Genomic DNA, 19,014 nt, shown 5'->3' on the forward strand with positions numbered 1-19,014 from the left:
CATCCCCCCAATGAGGCGAATAGAAAGCTTATTCTACTCACAAAGTGAGGCGAATAATCACGATATTTGACTCATGCTCCTGCAATTAAGCGTTTGATAAGTTGTGTTTTAATTAATGGAGGTGCTTTCACTACGTTACCTGCTATCTTAGCAGTCATGATTTCAAAGGCTTTTTCTACCAATAAGGTTTCATCTTGCTTCATTGACCAGACATTATTGGGTAAAAAACTTAACATAACGTGATCATCAAAAGTACCTATATTGATATGTGCGGGAATAACACCTTCTGTTTGGCGAATAGCACTTAATACGCCTTCTAAAATGGGCAGTGATGAGGCAATAAAATGACTGGGGATCTGCCGATGTTGTTCAAGATATTGCTTCATCATCTGTTCACCATCTTTGGTGGTGTTATGTTCTGCATAGGAAACGGTTACATGGCTTTCATCACCATAATGGGCTTTGATCGCCTGAACATAACCGCGCAAACGAGCTGCAATAGTAGGAAGAAGAGCATCACCGGCAAAAAAGTGGATTGGCGCATCTTGCTGTATCATCGCTTTCGTTAATTGTGCACCACTATCACAGTTATCAGACGCCACGCAAATTGCATTACTAACAGAAAAATCTCTATCTAAGAAAACTAAAGGCTTTTGACGATGTTTAACGTGATGTTGCTGATTTTTTCGACTCGCTGAAACAATAAAAATCCCATCAACATTACGCTCATCCATAGACTTTACGAGCTTATTTTCATTTTTAATATCACCATAGGTACAACTTATCATCAGCTGGCAACCAATCTGGTGACAATGCATCTCTAACTTTTCCGCTAAAGCAGCAAAGAAGGGGTTGGACAGCCGAGGAATAACCAGACCATAGGTATCTGTTTTATTGAGTTTTAAGCTTCTTGCCGCATGGTTAACGGTATAACCAAAAACTTCGACATAATCAGCAATTTTTTTCTGGGTTTTTGCACTGATCCGATATTGATCACCTTTACCATTGAGTACTAATCGTACTGTGGTGATAGATAAATTCAGATCATTTGCAATTTGTTCAACTGTTTTTGCCATTAATGTTCCGTCATTGATATTGCCCTCATTTTGCTAACAATGAGGGCGGATTAACCTTTATTAAGCAGATTGACTACGCCATTTTTTCCACATTGATTTTAACCCAGGTCCGACAATAGGTAACAGCAGTGTTAATAGTGCAATAGCGAGGAATGTCGCAGTAATAGGTCGTGTATAGAGAATCGATAAATCCCCTTGAGACATCATTAAAGCACGGCGTAAGTTAGATTCTGCCATCGGCCCAAGGATAATACCTATCACCACCGGAGACATCGAAAAATCGAGCTTAATCATAATATAAGCCAGTAATCCTGCCCCCATCATCACAAAAACATCAATGATGCTATGGTTAACTGAATAAGCCCCCACACTACACAACACAAAGATAATGGGTACTAATACTCTTCGTGGTACATCCATCACACGTACAAACAGTTTCATACACAAGAAGCCTAAGATACCGAGAAAAATATTCGCCATCATTAAGCCGATAAAAATACTGTTCACTTCAACGGGATTATCCGTAAATAACTGTGGCCCTAGCGCTAATCCTTGCACCATAAAAGCTCCCATAATAATCGCCGTTGCGCCATCACCGGGAATACCTAAAGTCATTAGAGGTACCATGGTGCCACCCGTCACCGAGTTAGCCCCCGCTTCCGGTGCTGAAACCCCTTCGGGTGATCCTTTTCCAAATTCTTCAGGGTGTTTTGACCAACGTTTTGCTTCGTTATACGAGATAAAAGATGAAATATCTCCCCCAGTCCCAGGAATAGCACCAATAGCCGTTCCTATCGCTGATGAACGAAAATAGGTAGGTAAAACACGTTTAAAATCGAGCCACGTAGGTAATACACGATGAATACGGGCATTAATTTTCTCGCTTTTCTTCTGCTTGCGCTCACGATACTCTTCTTCAAAGCTAATCAAGCCTTGAGAAAATGCAAAGAGTCCCACGAGGATTGGAATAAACGAGACGCCCCCCATAAGATACACGGTATCAAACGTAAAACGTGGCCCAGCTGTCATAGGATCAAGCCCGATAGTGGCAATTGCAAGACCAATCGCGCCCCCCATTAATCCTTTCACAATCGATTGCGATGATACACTGGTAATAATACTTATGCCAAATACCGCAAGAGCAAAATATTCAGCAGCAGAGAATCCCGTCGCCACTTTTGCCAATTGAGGAGCAATAACAATTAAAGCGATAGTACTAAATACACCACCAAACATCGACCCCATGGTTGATAAGCCTAATGCTCGCCCTGCTTCACCTTTTTTAGCCATCGGATAGCCATCTAAGACGGTGGCTGCAGATGCAGGTGTGCCCGGTGTACTAATTAATATCGCGGTAATGGAGCCACCATAAACAGCCCCACAATACATTCCCAATAATAATAAGATCCCCGTCATTCCTTGAAAGGAGTAAGTCAGTGGGAGTAACAGTGCAATGCCCATATTCACTGTTAAACCCGGTAATGCGCCGATAATAATCCCCGCGAAAACCCCTAACAGGATCATTGTTATCGTTTCTAAACTAAAAACGACCATTAAAGCATCTAAAATTTCCATACCAAGGCTCCTTTACCGCTTACTCAAAAAAGACAGAGGTTGGCAGAGGTGAATTAAAAATAATGTCAAAGAAAACATAAACCGCGGCTACAATCACAATCGGGATCACCACCATGGCAATAGGTTTCCTCTCATTCATCAACCACATAATGATTGGGATAAGAAGCAATGATGGAACAATAAAGCCAAATAGATATAAACCTGTTGCATATAGCAGCATAAAAATGCCTAAGCCATAAGCACGCTTAACTGCGGTCGAACTTAAATCTACGGACTGGTGTACATGTTTAATTTTATCAACCACGACACCTATCCATTGAAAAATCCCCAGTAAAATAAATAAGATGGCTAAACCGTAAGGCCAAAAACGCTCCCCAGGTACACCATATTCATCAAACATACTCATATCACGGGAGAGATAGATAATAAGTAGCCCAAAAGCTACTGAAATCGCACCGATGATTGTATTGATTTTAGTCATGTCGGGATCTCCCCGACCCTATCCGACTTGCGGATAGGGTGGTTTATTATAGAAAGGTTATTTTTTTAGGGTGGCTGAGATTAATTCAGCATACATCTCATGATCTTCTTTCATCATTTGATACGCATCGTCACCGACGATAAATACTGGCATAATACCTTGTTTTTTCAATGCTTCTTGATATTCTGGTTTTTGCACCACTTCTGAAAATGCCCCCACTAACTCATTTTTAACGTTATCAGGCACACCTGCTGTTGTGGCTAATACAGCCCATGCGCGCATTTTCACGTTGGTATCGAGATTTAAGGCTTCTTTAAAGGTTGGAACATCCGGAATAAGTGGGAAGCGACGTTCATCCATCACACCGAGAATGCGCAAAATACCCGCATCAACTTGTGATTTAACCGCACCGGGTGTGGTTAATACGCCATCGATATGATCGCCCACTAATGCCGCAATAGAGGGGCCTGTACCTTCGTTATAAGGAATATGATTAAACTTAGTTCCCGTAGTACGTTCGATATTCACCCCCGCGAGGTGATAAATAGCCCCCATACCTGAGTTACCAATCTTTAATTTACCGGGGTTCGCTTTTGCCCCGGCAATAAATTCTTCCAATGTTTTATAAGGCGAATTAGCATTCACCACGAGCACAACCGGATCAGCAATCGTTGTCGCAATCGGGGTAAAGTCTTTATAGGTCACGGGTGACTTACCTTGATGTGGGAACATCGCTAATTCAACCGTCGTCATGACTAATTTAGTGCCATCAGGACGCGCATTTGCCACTTCAATTAACCCAGTTAAACCATTACCTGCGGGTTTATTAACCGGTACAAAGATACGCCCTGCTGGCATCACATCTTTAGCAAATTCAATGATAGTCCGTGCAGAAGTATCAGTACCTCCCCCCGGGTTTTTTGGGATAACCACATCAATATTTTTAGTAGGATACGTTAACTGTTGGGCTACAGCATTCCCCATGCCCAATGTCATCGTAAGCGCCAACGCTGCGAGTAGACTCTTTTTCATAAAACCCTTTCTCCACATTTTTATTGAGTAGCTATTAACTGCTGATAAACAATGTTTTTTCTGTTCCAAGTAAAAGTCACATGTAGGGTATTGTTTTCAGCAATAATAGCCGGATATGAAAATTCGCCTTCCCCATCGAGTAAATCGAATGGTTCAGACCAAGTACTGCCATTATCGGATGAAAGACTGACAGAGATAGGATAACGACGACTCCAGTTGCCTGAATTCGGGTTATATACCAATGCCAACAGACCATCTGCGAAGGAGACGACATCAATGCCGCTATTATTATTTGGTAAGGTTGTTGCATAAGCCGGACACCAACTGCGCCCATAATCCGTTGAATCGCTACGATAAATTTTACCGCGCGTACTGCGCATCATGGCATGCACATGTCCAGGCTGAGATCCCCATAGTGTTGGTTGTATCACGCCATCCCATTGAAAAACACGTTGTAGATCAGTCTCCCACAAGGCATCGTCCTTTAGCCCTTGCCAGATTTCATGCTCCGCTTGCCCTCCTTGATGATGGGCAATCGGAATATCCACTCGCTGCCAGTGTTGACCATTGTCGCTAGAAATATCGACAAACGCATCCCAGTATCGATCATCCTCCACCGATCCCGGTGCTAACCACTCGCCGTTTGACATCACTAATACTTTGTTTTTCACAGGACCTCTAGGTGTTACATCACCCGAAACCAATTCACTTGGTAAACTCCAGCTATTTCCGCCATCCTTCGAGATAACATATTGGGTCGTCCAACTATGTACATCAGGACCCGTTTTATAAAACAGCCAGATATTACCTGTTGATGGGTCAACATGTAAAACTGGATTCCAGTGCGCAACACCTGGATTTTTAACCACAGGTTGAGCGGGTTGCCAATCATTTCCCTCTTTTATCGCCAACCAGATAGCGGTATTACCGCTACCTTCTTTATCGCCAGCAAAAAAAGCGGTTAATAAACGCTCAGAGTTAGGCACACGCACAATCGTTGAAGCATGGCAGTGATTAAAAAGTGAATGTGCATTATCCAGCACAAACTGGGTTTCCTTCATCACGAAAGGCATATTCCTACTCCTGTGTCCTAAATTAATTTAACGAAAGCCACTTCTTCATATTTTCACCCAATGCCGTCATGCTATTAACAGCAGAAGGGAAAAATGAGTTTTCAAACTGACTACTATTACGAGAGCGGCAAACCAGTGTCGCGAAATTGCCGATCAGGCGCTGATGATATTTAGCGCAGGCAGGATAATCCAGCGTTTCAGTCATCGCAGCTGTTGATAAATAATCAGCTAATAGCGCAGCTTGCTCTGGTTTATCCTGCCAATTTTCATACAGCCAGACATAAAGTTCGGGGTGGAAGTTAGCCATAACACCACTATATGCTTGGCATCCTGCTTGGAATGACGCTAATAAGGTTTGACTATTAGCATTGGCTAGATGCAAACGACTTCCTTTTGATAATGCTAAGCGACGTTCTATGAGAGGAAGAGAACAGCAAGTATCTTTAATAAAGGTAAAGCGATTACTTTGTGCGCACCACTCTACTATCTCTTCAGATAACAAGCGTTTGTAAGGATAAGGGCATTCATAAATACCCAAATCAATCTCTTTAGGTACAGCATGGGTTAAGGATTGTAGCGTTTCCAGCGCCTTATCATCAGACTCGCCCACTTGCGCTAAGCGATTACTGATCATAATAACACCATCAACGCCGGTACTCGCCATTGCCTGCAGTTGTTCTTTTTGCTGGCTTAAGGCCGTTGCCGTATGGCCAGAAGCAACAACAGGTACTCTTCCATCTGCTTTTTCAACGATAAAACGGGTGAGTGCTTGTGTTTCTTCATCACTCAAATAAAACATTTCGCTTGATTGGCAGGCGGCAAATAACCCATGTACGCCCGCATCGATATACCAATCGACAAGGCGCTCTAATGACGCCCAATCAATCTCTCCTTTAGTATCAAAAGGAGTGAGCATCACAGGCCAAACACCAACGTATTTTTGCTGACTCATTATAAGTTCCTTACAGTAAGTTAATGGCATCACCTGCCACTTTCACTTGAATACCTTGAGTCAGTGCTTGAGCAACAAAGGCTTGTAGCACAAACGCCAATTTATCGTCATCAACATAAGCCACTGTAATATGGTTACTTTGATGTCCCGCCATAAGATCATCACGAGTTACACCATCTAAAGTACAGTTGAGTAATGGCCATTCGTAGTTAGTGGCTCGACGGCGACGTTCAAACTCTGCCTCCGGTAATTCCACCGCCATACCTGTACCAATATGCATAATCACATCTGTACCTTGATAGTGTGCACGTGCCCATAACAAACGCCCTGCTTTACCTTGACCCGCTATAGTTGATCCCCCTTTAGGGAAAAACATAGCTGGCTGACGGTAACCTGTTGCGCCTTTGATCCCACCTTTAAGGTGTTCAAAAGGCACAGAGCCGGAAATTTCCATATCCCAGTAGAAGGTTCCCTGATACTCACTCCCCCAACGAATATCGTGTAATGTTGTTTCTGCAGGCAAGCCTAACGAGGTTAATAAACGCCATAACATCGTTTGTGGAATAGCTGTACCCATATCGACTTCGTTGATACAAGGGATCGGTGTGTTAGGGCTGATAATGTCGCCATTTTCATCCGGTAACGGGAAGCGTGCCGTTGACCCAATTGCACCTTCGGCAAAATCAGAGGCAGGACAACAATCTTTTAATCCTTGCTGATATTGCACGCCTACAGCGGTTAAGCCAAAGCGTTTAACGAAACGCGCCATTGCAATCATCATGGCACACTGCTCTTTCACCTGTTCACGAGTCAGTTCAGTTTTATCATCTGTACCAAACTTAAACGTCATGCCATTATTTTCGTACCATTGCACACACTCTTCTCTTAATGCATCAGGTACTTTTGCCATTTCGACCAATAATGCAGATTGAGAGAGTGATTCAATGGGCATACCAATATCGATCATTGCCTGTTGTGGGAAGACCCCATTAATCATTCCCATACAGAATGTATCGAACAAACCTATTATTTCTTTATTTTTAATTATATATTCGCCGACTTTTCGACCCACTTCGCCAGCTTCTGTCGCCATTACCCTGTGTGTTGGCGCAACTTCTTTAAGATAGCTAAGCTGATGATTTACATAACCATATTTCAACCATGTTGCTAAGCCATCAATAAAAAATGTATCGTCAAAATTTTCTGACCATAAGCGTGAATAATTTTTACCTAAACTGGTTAACGTCCCCGCTAAACACAACATGCCAACTAGCCCCGGCCATGTACCATCAAAATTAGCCAGCAACAGAATTGGCCCGCGATGATGCGCTAATGAAGAGGCAATATGGTGTGAGTATTGCCATGCGGTTAATAGCACAATAACGGGTGCATCAGGATCGATAGCCGCAAACATATCGCAACCTTCACGCTGACTACTGATAAAACCATGGCCTCGTGCTTCATCAATTTTATGTGCACGTTTCATGGTGTAACCTTGTGCTTTTAATGCAGCGGCTAGCTTATCTTCAAATTTTTTCTGCACAGGCCAGCATGTTACGTTTGCAGGCTCACGTAAGTCTGCGTTAGTGACCATCAGGATCTCATTAGCTTCTGCACTGATAACGTCCGGTAATTTTGGTAGATTTAAGTTCAACATAAGATATCCCTGGTAAGGTAAACTCGATTCATAATCGGAAAAATTTATGGTCAGCAATCTGCCATCATGTCGTTATAGCGCTGCTGATCTTGATACATCTGTAAATAAACTTGGTATTTCGCTTGATGGAAAGCAAAGGTGTCACTATCGGGTGTAATAACGCCGCCTTCTCGTACCATGGTATTTGCTGCTTGAGAAAAATTATCAAAGGCTTTACATGCCACGGCGCCTAATAAAGCAGCTCCTAGATTCACCGCATCTTCTTCTTGCGCTAAATGGATCTCACGACCTGTTGCATTGGCATATTCACGTAACCACAGTGGATTTTTGGTCGCTCCCCCACACATAACAAGGCGATTAATTTGGTGCCCTGCATCTTCAAGGGTGTCAATAATATGGCGAGTGCCATAGGCAATAGACTGCAATGTCGCAAGATAATAACGAGCCAAGGCAACCCGACCACTTTCAAGGGTTAATCCACTGACCATTCCTTTGGCGGCAGGATTAGCACGTGGAGAGCGATTGCCATGATGGTCAGCTAAAACATGAAATTGTGCTGTTGGATAAGGTTCATTTTCTTCCAATTCAGCGACAGCTTGGTTTAATAAGGTATAGTAACTAACACCTTTTTCTTTCGCTTCTTGTTCTAACTCAGCCCATGACTCATGGCGGCGGATAGACCATTCAACGAGCGCACCGGCAGCACTTTGCCCCCCTTCGTTTAGCCATAACTCTGGTAACATTGCGCCAAAGTAAGGCCCCCACACCCCAGGCACCATAATCGGGTATTGGCTGACAATCATATGGCAGTTAGATGTACCACTGATGATGGCCAAACTTCCCTCAGGTTGTGATGCGGTTAACGCCAACCCACCCGCATGAGCATCAATAATGCCACTAGCAACTATGACGCCAGTATGTAATCCAAAAGCCTCAGCCACAGAGGTCGTTAAACATCCGGCCGATTCACCTAAAGCCAAAATGGTTTGTGGTACTTTTTCTAATAATTCATCCAAACCTACATCAGCTAACAAGCTTTCACTAAAATGCCCTTGGTGTGCCAAATAGTTCCATTTACACGTTAATGTACAGATACTGGCAACATCAGCAGTGGTTGCTTTCCACACTAAAAAATCAGCTAAGTCAAAGAATCGCCAGACATGTTTATAACGCTCCGGATAGTGATTTTTTAACCATAGAATTTTAGGCAATTCCATTTCAATGCTCACTTCGCCCCCGACATACCGCAAAACGGGATCGTTAGTCAGATTAATGGTCACTGTTTCTTGTACTGCCCGGTGATCCATCCACATAATAATATCCTGCTCAGGTTTATTACTGGGTGAAACCGAAAGTGCTTGCCCTTCTTTACCAACGGCCACTAAAGAGCAGGTGGCATCAAAACCAATAGACTTCACATGGAGAGGATCGATGGCTGATAATTTCACCGACTCTTTTACAGTGGTGCATACTTGTTGCCAAATATCAGCGGAAGATTGCTCGACAAAATCCGTTTTCGGGCGAAATTGTGCAATTGGACGCACTGAAAAGCCCAGACGCTTTCCAAAGCTATCAAATACTGCTGCACGGACACTGGCTGAGCCAACATCAACGCCAATAAAATATTGTTGTTCCATGCGAACCCTCATCATTTGCTAACGCTATGCTAATTTTTGCTACTTCGAGTTAGCAAGTTAATTCGAGCATGGAGAAAAAACAATCACAATAGGATTGGTTTGTGATGCAGATCTACATCAATAATTTAATACATTGATTTAGAAAGAAATTTATTTATTTCACTTTGTTCACCATTTTAATAGCGAACTGAAACGATTATGTTCGTTATAAAACAAACGAACATTTAGCTATCAATGAGAATAAAAACCGTGGTTAACATATTAATATCACTATCAATATAGGATGTTATTAAAATATACCTAACTAATAGTAAAATTTATTTTTAAAAAGAGTAATATGTTAAAAATAACCATTTTTCTATTTTTATCATATTCAATCATTTTATTTTTAATAGACTAATCTTTAGTTATATATTCACTTTTGGAGTATTAAATTATGTTGAAAAATATTGCTATCAGTCTTTCTTTACTTCTTATCACTTCTTCGGCTTTTTCAGCCACACTGGCAGAAAGAGAATTACAACAGAAATTTGAAGAAAATATTCAATCTCGTGTTGTTGACTTAAATAAAAGCTGTGATGCTAATATAAAAGTTGCGTTTGATTGGTCGGCATTTACTGTTGAGGATCTAAAAACAACAGGTATTGATGGTTATTGCAGTGAAGGGTTAAAAGGTGTCATTAATACCTGTGAAAGCTCGAAAATAGCACAAGAAACCGTAAAAGAGAAAATACAGAATATTACCTGCTCTAAAGCGTCACCTCGTAGTATTGAACTTAAAGATGGGACACTGAATTTTGGTATTGATTTTAATGCTGCAAATGATGCCAACGCTATTCAAACGCATTTAATGAATAATCTCTAAATAGAGTAAATACAGCAAGCAATGATGCGATAATACATTATTGCTTGTTGATTAAATAACAGATTGAATTAATTTTTTAGCATAAGGATGAGTAACAGTACTTAATTTATTTATCTCGCATAATTCAATTTGTTGACCTTGTAAAATAAACATGACTTTATCGCAAAAATAAGTCACTGTTTGAATATCATGACTAATAAAAAGATAGGATAATTGGAGTTCCTCTTTTAATAATTTTAATAAATCCAATATTTCAACTTGTGTAGGTATATCGAGAGAGCTTATTGCCTCATCTAAAATAATTAGTTGTGGGTAAGATGCTAACGCACGACATAAGCAAACTCGTTGAGCTTGCCCACCAGACAATTCAAAAATATAACGCTGATAACAACTTTTAGGTAATTGCACCTTCTCTAAAAAAGAAAAAATAATTGTTTCTAACTCGTTATGACGGAGAGTCGGATTAATCAGTTTAATAGGTTCAGCAATCATTTCACCCACTGTAAAAGTCGGATTGACTGAAGCGATATGATCCTGAAACACAATACTTATTACACCTTGTCGATAACATCGTTTCGTCACTGGCTTATCATTTAAATAAATAGCCCCTTGATCAGGTAATTCTAAGCCACTGATTAACCGTGCAAGGGTACTTTTTCCACTGCCACTTTCTCCAACTAACCCGAAAGCTTCACCCTTTTGTATATTAAAAGAGAGCGCATCGAGAATAGTCACTTTTTCTTTAAAAAAGCGCGCCCCTTTTTGATAATAATATTTACTGACGTTGTCTACTCGTAATAGCATTCGATCCTCTTGTTGTTTATCGCCGTTTCATGCTGATCACCGAGCATAAAGCACCTGTGCAAAACGTTGGGAAAGCTTAGCTCTAGCCTCAATTAAATAACGGGTATAGGCTTGCTTAGGTGTATCTAATACGCTGTTTTTGTCACCAAACTCGATTAATTTTCCCTCTTTCATCACTAAAATATCATCAGCAATCTGACTGACTAATCCTAGATCATGGGAGATAAAAATTAAGGTGGTGTTTTTAGATATCGTGATACGTTGCAATAGCTGTAATATTTCTCTGCGCAAGGGAGCGTCTAATGCGGTAGTAGGTTCATCAGCAATTAATAACCTTGGTGATAACGCCAAAGCCATGGCAATCATCACACGTTGTAATTGCCCCCCACTTAATTGGTGAGGAAATGCCTGCATAATCATTAAAGATTGATGCTCAAACACCTCATCCAATGCTTGTTTAGTGGCATTGAATGCTTGTAATTTAGTATAAGAAAAATGGTAAATTAAAGTTTGGCTAACTTGCTTGCCTATTTTTATCAACGGATCAAAAGCACTCATGCCGTTTTGCACAATCATACCTAGCGATGTCCCTAATAGGGCACGCCGTTGTTGCTCTGAATATAAATGAAGGGGCTTTTCATCAAAAAAAATTTCTCCCGATAGTGCAAGTGTACTTGGAAGTAAGCCAATAATGGCTTTACTGATTAAGCTTTTACCACTACCACTCTCACCGACAATAGCTAACGTTCGCCCCTGTTTAAGGCTAAAGGAGAGATTATCTACCCGCTTTTTTTCGCTGTGAGGATCATAGATTGAGACTTGATTAAGCGTCAGTAAATTGTTCATATTTATCCCCGACTGATTGACGATTATCGGGGTCGAACACATCGCGTAAAAAATCGCCCCAAAAGTTAAATGCAGTAACAACAACCGTAATCGCTATCCCCGCAGGTAGCATTTGTTCGGGATGTAATACCATGACATTTTTTGCTTCACTCAGCATATTACCCCATTCTGGGGTGGGTGGCTGTACCCCTAACCCCAGAAATGAAAGAGCAGAGATCATTAAAATAACACTACCAATATCACTTGAGGCTAAAACGATAGTTTCAGCTAATGTCACGGGTAATAAATGGCGTCGTAAAATATGTGTTGGTGGTGCGCCAATCACTTGAGCATAAGCAATATAGTGACGATGTGAATATTGTCGAACAATGCCTCGTATCATTCTGGCGTACCAAGCCCATTTAACCAAGATCACCGCAATCAAGATGTTACCTATTCCAGGCCCCATTATGCCCACTAAGGCTAAGATCATAATTTCCGCAGGAAATGACAATACCACATCACATAAACGCATAATCACTGTATCCGTTTTACCGTGAAAATAGCCCGCCAACATCCCCATTAGCCAACCGATCAGCAGTGTTATACCCATCGCATATATGGCATAAAAAACGGTGGTTCGAATACCAAAGAGTAAACGTGAAAACACACAACGCCCTAAATTATCTGTACCCAGTGGATAGTGAAAGCTGATTGGCTGAAATTTTAAGCGTATCGATGTTAAAGTGGGATCATGAGGTGCAAACCAAGGTGCGCCTATTCCGGCGATGGTAATCATCACTATCACCAATAAACAAAGTTGTGCACTTTTATCTTGCGCAAGTCGTTGCCAGAATAACCGCCACATTGTTACCGCCTTAGACGAGGATCGACTTTCATCTGAATGATATCTATCAGAAAGTTAAAAAAGAGAAATAACAATGACATCATTAAAATATAAGCTTGTATCATCGGATAATCGCGTCCAAATATGGCACTAATACACAGTCGCCCCACCCCAGGCCATGCAAAAATATTCTCGATCACGACCGTGCCCGCGATAAGTTTCGGAATACTCATTCCTAGCGCCGTCAGCGCAGAAGCGAGTGAATTACGTAATATATGGCGACGCAAAATCAGCTTATCAGGTAATCCTCTTGTTCGGGCATAAAATACATAAGGCTGATGCCATTGATTAAGCATTGCGCCCCGTAACAAACGTAAATAAGTGCCGATATAACCTAAAGAGAGTGCAAATGCCGGTAAAATGACCGATTGTGGTGTCAACATACCACTGACAGGTAACCAATCTAAATGAACCGCCACCGCCCAAATTAACAACAACCCTAACCAATAATTAGGAATTGCGGTTAACACAAAAACAATCAGCCGAATACTTTTGTCTATCAAGCTATGTGGTTTTGCCACACACCATAAGGCTAAAGGCAACGCGATAATAAGCGTAAATAATAATGCGGTAGCCGCTAACCAAAGCGTGGGGGGGAGAGCAGTTAACATCTCTTGTATCACCGGTTTTCGGGTCAAAAAAGAGGTGCCAAAATCCAGTTGAAATCCCGCTAAAAGCCATAAAAAGTAGCGTGTGAAAAAAGGCTTATCTAAACCAAGCTCACGGCGCATACCTTCAATCGCTTCGGGCGTCGGTACAATTTCGTTAACACGCAAAGCCACTTCTGCCGGATCAGACGGTGCTAAATTCAGCAAAACAAAGGCAATAAACGAAATAATCAACACTAGTGGCAATATCGCCAATAGGCGCCAACATAGATAACGTAACATCTGCTTTAACCAATATGGCACCGGATCAGTGCCATATTGAAGTAACCTCTTAAATTAATCGGTTATTCGGCTTTAAAACGCATCTTTTCAAAAGGTATTTCATATTGAGATGGATTAAAACCAACGTTTTCCAATTCACTACGGTAAATCGCTTTAGTACGCGAATAGGTTAATGGTATATAGACGGCTTGCTCCGCTAATGAGGTAAATAAGCGTTGATATAATGCCTGACGGCGATGTTCATCTGGCGTAATCAACAACTCGCCAATCATCGCATCTAATTGTGCTTTATTGGCTAACCCTTTCTGTCCCTGGTAATCAGCATGAGCTGGAATTCTAAAGGATGAGACAAAAGAGGCAGGATCGTAAGGTGTTCCCCACGAAAGAGAATACTGTAAATCGAAATCACCACTTTTCTGTCTATCTAAAAAGGCCTGTTTCTCTTCCCCTAATACCGTCAGTGCAACGCCAATTTTCTTAAAATCATCTTGCAATAGTTCGGCTATCTCTTTTTCAACCGCATTATTCACATTATAAGAGAGCAATAACTGCAACGGTTTTCCCTGTTTTTCACGCACTGTTTTACCCGCAGGTAATAGCCAGCCTTCCTCTTCTAATAACGAGGCAGCTTTTTCCGGTTGATAAATATAAGTTGGTGAATCAAAATCGCAATAAGGTACACTTCTTGCCATTAATGTATCAGCGACTTTTTCACTTCCCGCTAAAATACCTTGAGCAATCCCTTCTTTATCAACGGCATACTCTAATGCTTGGCGTACTTTTTGGCTTGAAGTAATAGGGCGACTACTGTTGAGCACAATAGCACGAGAAGCAATAGGTGCACTCATTTGTGTTTTAAATTTATCAGATGCCATTAATGCGTCAAAAGAGTCCATATCTAACATGTCGCCATCTGCACCAAAAATTAGCTGAATATCTCCTTTTTGTAAGGATAATAGCATTGTTTGTCTATCGGGGATCACTCGCCACATCACCCCAGTTAATGCTGGTTTTTGCCCCCAATAATGAGGGTTAACCTTAAATTCAGCATATTGATCTTTCTTATGTTCCGTGAGTACCCAAGGCCCCGTACCAATATAATGACTCACCCCTGTTTTAGTTTTACCGTTAATAAATGATTTAGGTGAAATAAAACGAAATGGGCGAGTTAAGCCAAGTTCAGTTAAGGTTGGATAATAGGGATTTTTTAAATTTAGCTTAACAGTATACTGATCGATAACCTCAACACTGTCGATTTGACGGACCAATTCTAGCCATGCATGACGCTGATAATTATCTAATACAGCCTCAATATTAAGTTTTACCGCTTGCGCATTAAAAGGTTCGCCATCACTAAATGTAACGTCTTGGCGCAAGAAAAAGGTATAACTTTTACCATCAGGAGAAATTTCCCAGCGTTGTGCTAAATAAGGTGCAACCCCCTTATCGGTATTTAAAACCAAAGGTTCAAATACCATGTTTTGTGCGGCCATTTCACCGGAATAAAGATGGGGGTTAATATCACGGATATCTTTTGTACTGGCATAATCCAATATATTATTACTTTGATTGGCAAAAGCAGGAAATACGCACGCCAATGTTAATAATAGTGTAGGAATAACTGTAAATAGAGGTTTCACATTATTTTCCTTTTATCATTCTCATCGATTATTTTTCTGAGCATGGATCATAAACATAGGGGTTGAGCCGTAATTAATTTTTTCTTCTTCATCCCAAACGTGATCACCAATACGAATATCCACGCTATAACGAATAAAACCGATATCTAGTAGTGTATTAATATCCCACTGTGGACGCTTAACTTGGCTTAATGGTAATTGGCGAGCAATTCTTTCCATCTCTTTTGTATCAGTATTAACATAGTGATCAGCAACTTGCTTTTGCGCCGCTCGCTCTCTATCAGCAAGAAAACCTTGCCAATATTCATCATCAAACAGATGTAAATACCAATTGGCATCAAAATTAATTAAGCTTCCCCCAGGTTTTAATACGCGAAACCACTCTTGATAAGCCTCACAGGGTGATTTTAAATTCCATGTCACATTACGGCTGACGACCAAATCAAATTGTTCATCGCCAAAGGGAAGATCTTGCACATCACCACAAACAAAGTTAATAGAAACATTATGTTGGCTGGCGTTATTTTTAGCCTCAAGCAACATCCCAGGCGTGGCGTCAATTGCAGTGACTTGGTGGCCCGACAACGCTAATAAAATAGCAAAGAATCCCGGCCCCGTACCGATATCAAGAACCTTTAATGTCTCCCCTTCTTTGACATGGCTTAACAATAACTGACGCCATTTTTGTTGTTTTTCACTTAATAACTCTTGCTGGTTGGCAGCACTATAGCTTTCAGCGCGGATATTCCAGTAACGGGTCACATCATGAAGTAATTGGTTATTATCGATTTTATTTGTCATCAAAAACCTGCTGTTGTATCAACATAAGAGAGGTAAAAATTCCCTAAACGAGAAAAAGAAGGGGATTGTGTGTCTTCGTCAGCCACCTTACCTTTTAGTTTCGAGATCCTCCATGTGCTATATCAATGATTTTTAGCTCTCCAAAGGCAAGCTGGCTTTCGTTGACTCACATCGATTTTTACCGAAACGCGTTATCGTAAGGTGTAAAATGGATACCAAGCAAACAGAATTTAGGCTAATACTGACGATAGAGAAGATCTAGAAACAATTTGCGCAGATAGCTTAATAACCGCTATTACGTCGCCCAAATAGTGTTCTTATTAAGGATAAAAAATAGCGGCCTTGATTTCTTCTTGCACACAAAAGCGCTATAGTGATTAGATAGTCATGTTGATTGATAATTTTCTTTTCGCTATCAATAAAGGCACTCTCATATGGATCTCATTTCACGATTAACAACCAATACCACTCGTGCTGATTTTGCCTTAGCTCATCAACAGCAATTAATACAGTTACTGATACAACACTTTCCTGCTAAATATCACACCTTGTTTGCAACCCCGCAAAAAACCGCAGAAGATACTATTGAATGGTATGGTGAATTATCCGGTCAGCCAGTGGCATTAAATGCATTGTCAGAGCAACAACGCCAAGAGATAAGAGATGCTCTCGATGATGATTTAAAAAATCTTAAAGAGCAAACGGCATTACTTGCTTCACAGCAACGCATTACCGATGAAGAGCGCCATCTGCTTGATACCGCCTCAACCCTACCCGATGCAGAGAGCATCTATATCATTAATGGAAAACCCATTATTACTTGGTGGCCTCGTACCACACCTTTAGCGCCGACTGTTGCACAAGTCACTGCTGGCTCTAGTGCAGCGGCTGCCGGAGCGGCGCTTGCAAAAATATCACCAAAAACTCGCCACCGTTGGTTACGTTGGTTACTGGTATTATTATTGGTTTTAATTGCCTTAGTCTCATGGTTAAGAGGATGTTTTGATATCAATACAACGCCTTCTATCAATAATACTTCAGCGACCGCTGTCGCAACTCACTCTACCTCAACGATGACAGCTACAACTAATACGACTAATACGACTAATACGACTAATAAGCAAGATAACCTAACAACAAATAAATAACTTAGGTATTAAATAAAATAAAAAATAGCGTTTTATATTGATATAAACGCTATTTATTTATAAAAACAAACACGCCAATAAATTATTATTTTTATATAAAAAAAACCTATTTTATCTCATTTATCTTTTTTTATTCCAATTTAAACAATTGTCATTACTATAATTCACCATTCTAAATAGTAAGCAAATGGGATATTAAAAATGAAAAAACAACTATTATCAGCATTATTTATCAGTGGAATATTTTCTATTTCTACCGTTCAAGCACATGAAAATACCTCATTAGATAAAACAACAATTTCTGCAGGTTATGCACAAATAAAAATTGCCGGCCAATCAGGCATTATGCGCGGTGGTAATCTCTCTATACGTCAAGAATTCAATCAACAGCTAGGTATTATGGCAATTGCTACCTATGCGCAAAATGAATATGATTTAAATAAGCCTTTAAAACAATTAATAAAAGATGTTGATGCCCGCTATTATTCAGTGATGGCGGGGCCAACCCTACGCCTCAATGACTATATTAGTGTATATGGTGTGGCAGGTATGGCTCAAATCGAATTTAAAGGTTTAGATACTAGACAAGTACCTGAAAGTATAATCAAGAAAAATGCTTTTAGCTGGGGAGCCGGTGTTACCATTAACCCTATCGATATGCTTTCTGTTTCCGTTGGCTATGAAAACAGCCGTTATAAAATGAATAAATTAAGTGATAATAAATTAATTATTGATGGCTTTATTGCAAATATTGGTTATAGCTTCTAATTATTGATTTAATTAAATTATAAAAAAAGCCTCTGTCATTATCAATAACAGAGGCAAATTATTTCACAGACACACTCTGGGATATTTTTAAAATACGAGATAATATTATTAAATTAAATCTTGATAAGTACCTAATTGATATCCACGCTCAGCAATCGCTTGTTTTAACGATGATTGCGTCAACACCTCTAATTCCGTTAAACGTTGGAAACAGTAACCACTCGCACGTAAAGGATTATCAATAAAAGCAGGATGTGTCATCACTTCAAGTGATTGTTCACCACGTGCTTTAGCGTCATCCAGTGTCTTTAAAAACAAGGCTTGGCTGATTTCATCACCATAGAATTGACTATCAAAACCATCACTACTAATAACCCCTTGAGTATTAAGACTTTCTTTTTGTGCCAACAGTCTATCAACACGTATCGGTAATGCTTTTTGTTGTGCAAACTCTGCCACGATGGGGAAAATTTGTTTAAACATATGCACGTGATGATGGCTGTCTATATGGTCGGGGGGACAACCAAACAACTCAACAAAGCGCTGATATTGTGCATTAAGCTCCACTCGTATCTCATCTAAAGGTAACTGCTCTTGCTCTGCCATTTGCCATAGCCATTTACCTAACACCCCATTACGCGTTAAAGAAGGGATAGGAGACAGCGGCTGTCCCATAGTCAATGTAAAATGAAGCCCGACACCAAGATGAGGTAGCTCCTTGCATAATTGTGCAGCATGCTCAATACCTTCAGCATTCACCAACGCTGTCGTTGATGTCACTATGCCATGACGATGACATTCAACAATGCCATAATTTTGCCCTCTACTCAGCCCAAAATCATCGGCATTGACAATTAACAAATGTGCCATTCTGTCTCCTTTT

At 40.6% G+C, this 19,014-nt stretch carries 18 protein-coding genes; 3 read left to right on the forward strand and 15 right to left on the reverse strand.

All coding sequences use genetic code 11. The annotated features are described in order from the left end of the window. Positions 1–71: 71 nt before the first annotated feature. Genes AACU95_RS15750 through AACU95_RS15785 form a run of 8 tightly spaced genes read right to left on the reverse strand, consistent with a single transcriptional unit; the run spans position 72 to position 9,483 of the window. Positions 72–1,076 carry a LacI family DNA-binding transcriptional regulator gene (locus AACU95_RS15750; protein WP_004249055.1) on the reverse strand — a complete coding sequence of 335 codons (1,005 nt, stop codon included), beginning with the start codon at positions 1,074–1,076 and terminating at the stop codon, positions 72–74. A 60-nt stretch (positions 1,077–1,136) separates the two neighbouring features. Continuing rightward, positions 1,137–2,651 (reverse strand): tripartite tricarboxylate transporter permease, encoded by a 1,515-nt coding sequence (locus AACU95_RS15755; protein ID WP_004246740.1) that lies wholly within the window; start codon positions 2,649–2,651, stop codon positions 1,137–1,139. A 19-nt stretch (positions 2,652–2,670) separates the two neighbouring features. After that, entirely contained in the window at positions 2,671–3,132 is a 462-nt protein-coding gene (locus tag AACU95_RS15760; protein ID WP_004246739.1) for a tripartite tricarboxylate transporter TctB family protein, read from the reverse strand. 57 nt (positions 3,133–3,189) lie between these two features. Further along, complete coding sequence (locus AACU95_RS15765; protein WP_223293382.1) at positions 3,190–4,164, reverse strand: tripartite tricarboxylate transporter substrate binding protein; 975 nt, start codon at positions 4,162–4,164, stop codon at positions 3,190–3,192. A gap of 20 nt (positions 4,165–4,184) precedes the next feature. Continuing rightward, positions 4,185–5,237 (reverse strand): sialidase family protein, encoded by a 1,053-nt coding sequence (locus AACU95_RS15770; RefSeq protein ID WP_004246737.1) that lies wholly within the window; start codon positions 5,235–5,237, stop codon positions 4,185–4,187. Between the two features lie 22 nt (positions 5,238–5,259). After that, a complete protein-coding gene (locus tag AACU95_RS15775; RefSeq protein WP_004249052.1) occupies positions 5,260–6,189 on the reverse strand; it encodes a dihydrodipicolinate synthase family protein in 930 nt (309 codons plus the stop codon). Between the two features lie 10 nt (positions 6,190–6,199). Then, positions 6,200–7,846 (reverse strand): hypothetical protein, encoded by a 1,647-nt coding sequence (locus AACU95_RS15780; RefSeq protein WP_004246735.1) that lies wholly within the window; start codon positions 7,844–7,846, stop codon positions 6,200–6,202. 50 nt (positions 7,847–7,896) lie between these two features. Continuing rightward, positions 7,897–9,483, reverse strand: a complete 1,587-nt coding sequence (locus AACU95_RS15785; protein WP_004249050.1) for an FGGY-family carbohydrate kinase — start codon at positions 9,481–9,483, stop codon at positions 7,897–7,899. A 436-nt stretch (positions 9,484–9,919) separates the two neighbouring features. Here AACU95_RS15785 and AACU95_RS15790 point away from each other — a divergent pair, with 436 nt between their 5' ends. Then, positions 9,920–10,348: a hypothetical protein gene (locus AACU95_RS15790; RefSeq protein ID WP_004249048.1), complete on the forward strand. Its 429-nt coding sequence runs from the start codon at positions 9,920–9,922 to the stop codon at positions 10,346–10,348. A gap of 51 nt (positions 10,349–10,399) precedes the next feature. Here the strand turns inward: AACU95_RS15790 and AACU95_RS15795 are convergent, their stop codons facing one another. From AACU95_RS15795 to AACU95_RS15820, 6 genes are all read right to left on the reverse strand, one after another. After that, the gene (locus tag AACU95_RS15795; RefSeq protein WP_004246732.1) at positions 10,400–11,152 is read right to left on the reverse strand and encodes an ABC transporter ATP-binding protein; all 753 of its coding nucleotides are present in this window, start codon (positions 11,150–11,152) and stop codon (positions 10,400–10,402) included. A 36-nt stretch (positions 11,153–11,188) separates the two neighbouring features. Next, positions 11,189–11,998 carry an ABC transporter ATP-binding protein gene (locus AACU95_RS15800; protein ID WP_004246731.1) on the reverse strand — a complete coding sequence of 270 codons (810 nt, stop codon included), beginning with the start codon at positions 11,996–11,998 and terminating at the stop codon, positions 11,189–11,191. Beyond that, the gene (gene opp1C, locus AACU95_RS15805) at positions 11,976–12,845 is read right to left on the reverse strand and encodes a nickel/cobalt ABC transporter permease (protein ID WP_004246730.1); all 870 of its coding nucleotides are present in this window, start codon (positions 12,843–12,845) and stop codon (positions 11,976–11,978) included. The genes AACU95_RS15800 and opp1C overlap by 23 nt, the downstream gene beginning before the upstream one ends. A 2-nt stretch (positions 12,846–12,847) precedes the next feature. Continuing rightward, positions 12,848–13,774, reverse strand: a complete 927-nt coding sequence (gene opp1B, locus AACU95_RS15810) for a nickel/cobalt ABC transporter permease (RefSeq protein WP_004246729.1) — start codon at positions 13,772–13,774, stop codon at positions 12,848–12,850. Between the two features lie 62 nt (positions 13,775–13,836). Then, the gene (gene nikA / locus AACU95_RS15815; protein ID WP_017628629.1) at positions 13,837–15,414 is read right to left on the reverse strand and encodes a nickel ABC transporter substrate-binding protein; all 1,578 of its coding nucleotides are present in this window, start codon (positions 15,412–15,414) and stop codon (positions 13,837–13,839) included. A 21-nt stretch (positions 15,415–15,435) separates the two neighbouring features. Next, positions 15,436–16,215 carry a class I SAM-dependent methyltransferase gene (locus AACU95_RS15820; RefSeq protein WP_004249044.1) on the reverse strand — a complete coding sequence of 260 codons (780 nt, stop codon included), beginning with the start codon at positions 16,213–16,215 and terminating at the stop codon, positions 15,436–15,438. Between the two features lie 434 nt (positions 16,216–16,649). Here AACU95_RS15820 and AACU95_RS15825 point away from each other — a divergent pair, with 434 nt between their 5' ends. Further along, entirely contained in the window at positions 16,650–17,363 is a 714-nt protein-coding gene (locus tag AACU95_RS15825) for a hypothetical protein (protein ID WP_017628628.1), read from the forward strand. Between the two features lie 201 nt (positions 17,364–17,564). Further along, positions 17,565–18,131 (forward strand): Ail/Lom family outer membrane beta-barrel protein, encoded by a 567-nt coding sequence (locus tag AACU95_RS15830; protein ID WP_004246725.1) that lies wholly within the window; start codon positions 17,565–17,567, stop codon positions 18,129–18,131. 108 nt (positions 18,132–18,239) lie between these two features. Here the strand turns inward: AACU95_RS15830 and chbG are convergent, their stop codons facing one another. Continuing rightward, positions 18,240–19,001, reverse strand: coding sequence for a chitin disaccharide deacetylase (gene chbG / locus AACU95_RS15835; RefSeq protein ID WP_004246724.1), 762 nt, complete (start codon positions 18,999–19,001; stop codon positions 18,240–18,242). Between the last annotated feature and the right edge of the window lie 13 nt (positions 19,002–19,014).

The organism is Proteus sp. G4415, from assembly GCF_963896075.1.
Taxonomy (GTDB): domain Bacteria; phylum Pseudomonadota; class Gammaproteobacteria; order Enterobacterales; family Enterobacteriaceae; genus Proteus; species Proteus mirabilis.

What these genes read in the sequence shown, in the direction of transcription:
- AACU95_RS15750 (WP_004249055.1), bottom strand. Translation starts at nt 1,076, where the DNA reads ATGGCAAAAACAGTTGAACAAATTGCAAATGATCTGAATTTATCTATC.
- AACU95_RS15755 (WP_004246740.1), bottom strand. Translation starts at nt 2,651, where the DNA reads ATGGAAATTTTAGATGCTTTAATGGTCGTTTTTAGTTTAGAAACGATA.
- AACU95_RS15760 (WP_004246739.1), bottom strand. Translation starts at nt 3,132, where the DNA reads ATGACTAAAATCAATACAATCATCGGTGCGATTTCAGTAGCTTTTGGG.
- AACU95_RS15765 (WP_223293382.1), bottom strand. Translation starts at nt 4,164, where the DNA reads ATGAAAAAGAGTCTACTCGCAGCGTTGGCGCTTACGATGACATTGGGC.
- AACU95_RS15770 (WP_004246737.1), bottom strand. Translation starts at nt 5,237, where the DNA reads ATGCCTTTCGTGATGAAGGAAACCCAGTTTGTGCTGGATAATGCACAT.
- AACU95_RS15775 (WP_004249052.1), bottom strand. Translation starts at nt 6,189, where the DNA reads ATGAGTCAGCAAAAATACGTTGGTGTTTGGCCTGTGATGCTCACTCCT.
- AACU95_RS15780 (WP_004246735.1), bottom strand. Translation starts at nt 7,846, where the DNA reads ATGTTGAACTTAAATCTACCAAAATTACCGGACGTTATCAGTGCAGAA.
- AACU95_RS15785 (WP_004249050.1), bottom strand. Translation starts at nt 9,483, where the DNA reads ATGGAACAACAATATTTTATTGGCGTTGATGTTGGCTCAGCCAGTGTC.
- AACU95_RS15790 (WP_004249048.1), top strand. Translation starts at nt 9,920, where the DNA reads ATGTTGAAAAATATTGCTATCAGTCTTTCTTTACTTCTTATCACTTCT.
- AACU95_RS15795 (WP_004246732.1), bottom strand. Translation starts at nt 11,152, where the DNA reads ATGCTATTACGAGTAGACAACGTCAGTAAATATTATTATCAAAAAGGG.
- AACU95_RS15800 (WP_004246731.1), bottom strand. Translation starts at nt 11,998, where the DNA reads ATGAACAATTTACTGACGCTTAATCAAGTCTCAATCTATGATCCTCAC.
- opp1C (WP_004246730.1), bottom strand. Translation starts at nt 12,845, where the DNA reads ATGTGGCGGTTATTCTGGCAACGACTTGCGCAAGATAAAAGTGCACAA.
- opp1B (WP_004246729.1), bottom strand. Translation starts at nt 13,774, where the DNA reads ATGTTACGTTATCTATGTTGGCGCCTATTGGCGATATTGCCACTAGTG.
- AACU95_RS15820 (WP_004249044.1), bottom strand. Translation starts at nt 16,215, where the DNA reads ATGACAAATAAAATCGATAATAACCAATTACTTCATGATGTGACCCGT.
- AACU95_RS15825 (WP_017628628.1), top strand. Translation starts at nt 16,650, where the DNA reads ATGGATCTCATTTCACGATTAACAACCAATACCACTCGTGCTGATTTT.
- AACU95_RS15830 (WP_004246725.1), top strand. Translation starts at nt 17,565, where the DNA reads ATGAAAAAACAACTATTATCAGCATTATTTATCAGTGGAATATTTTCT.
- chbG (WP_004246724.1), bottom strand. Translation starts at nt 19,001, where the DNA reads ATGGCACATTTGTTAATTGTCAATGCCGATGATTTTGGGCTGAGTAGA.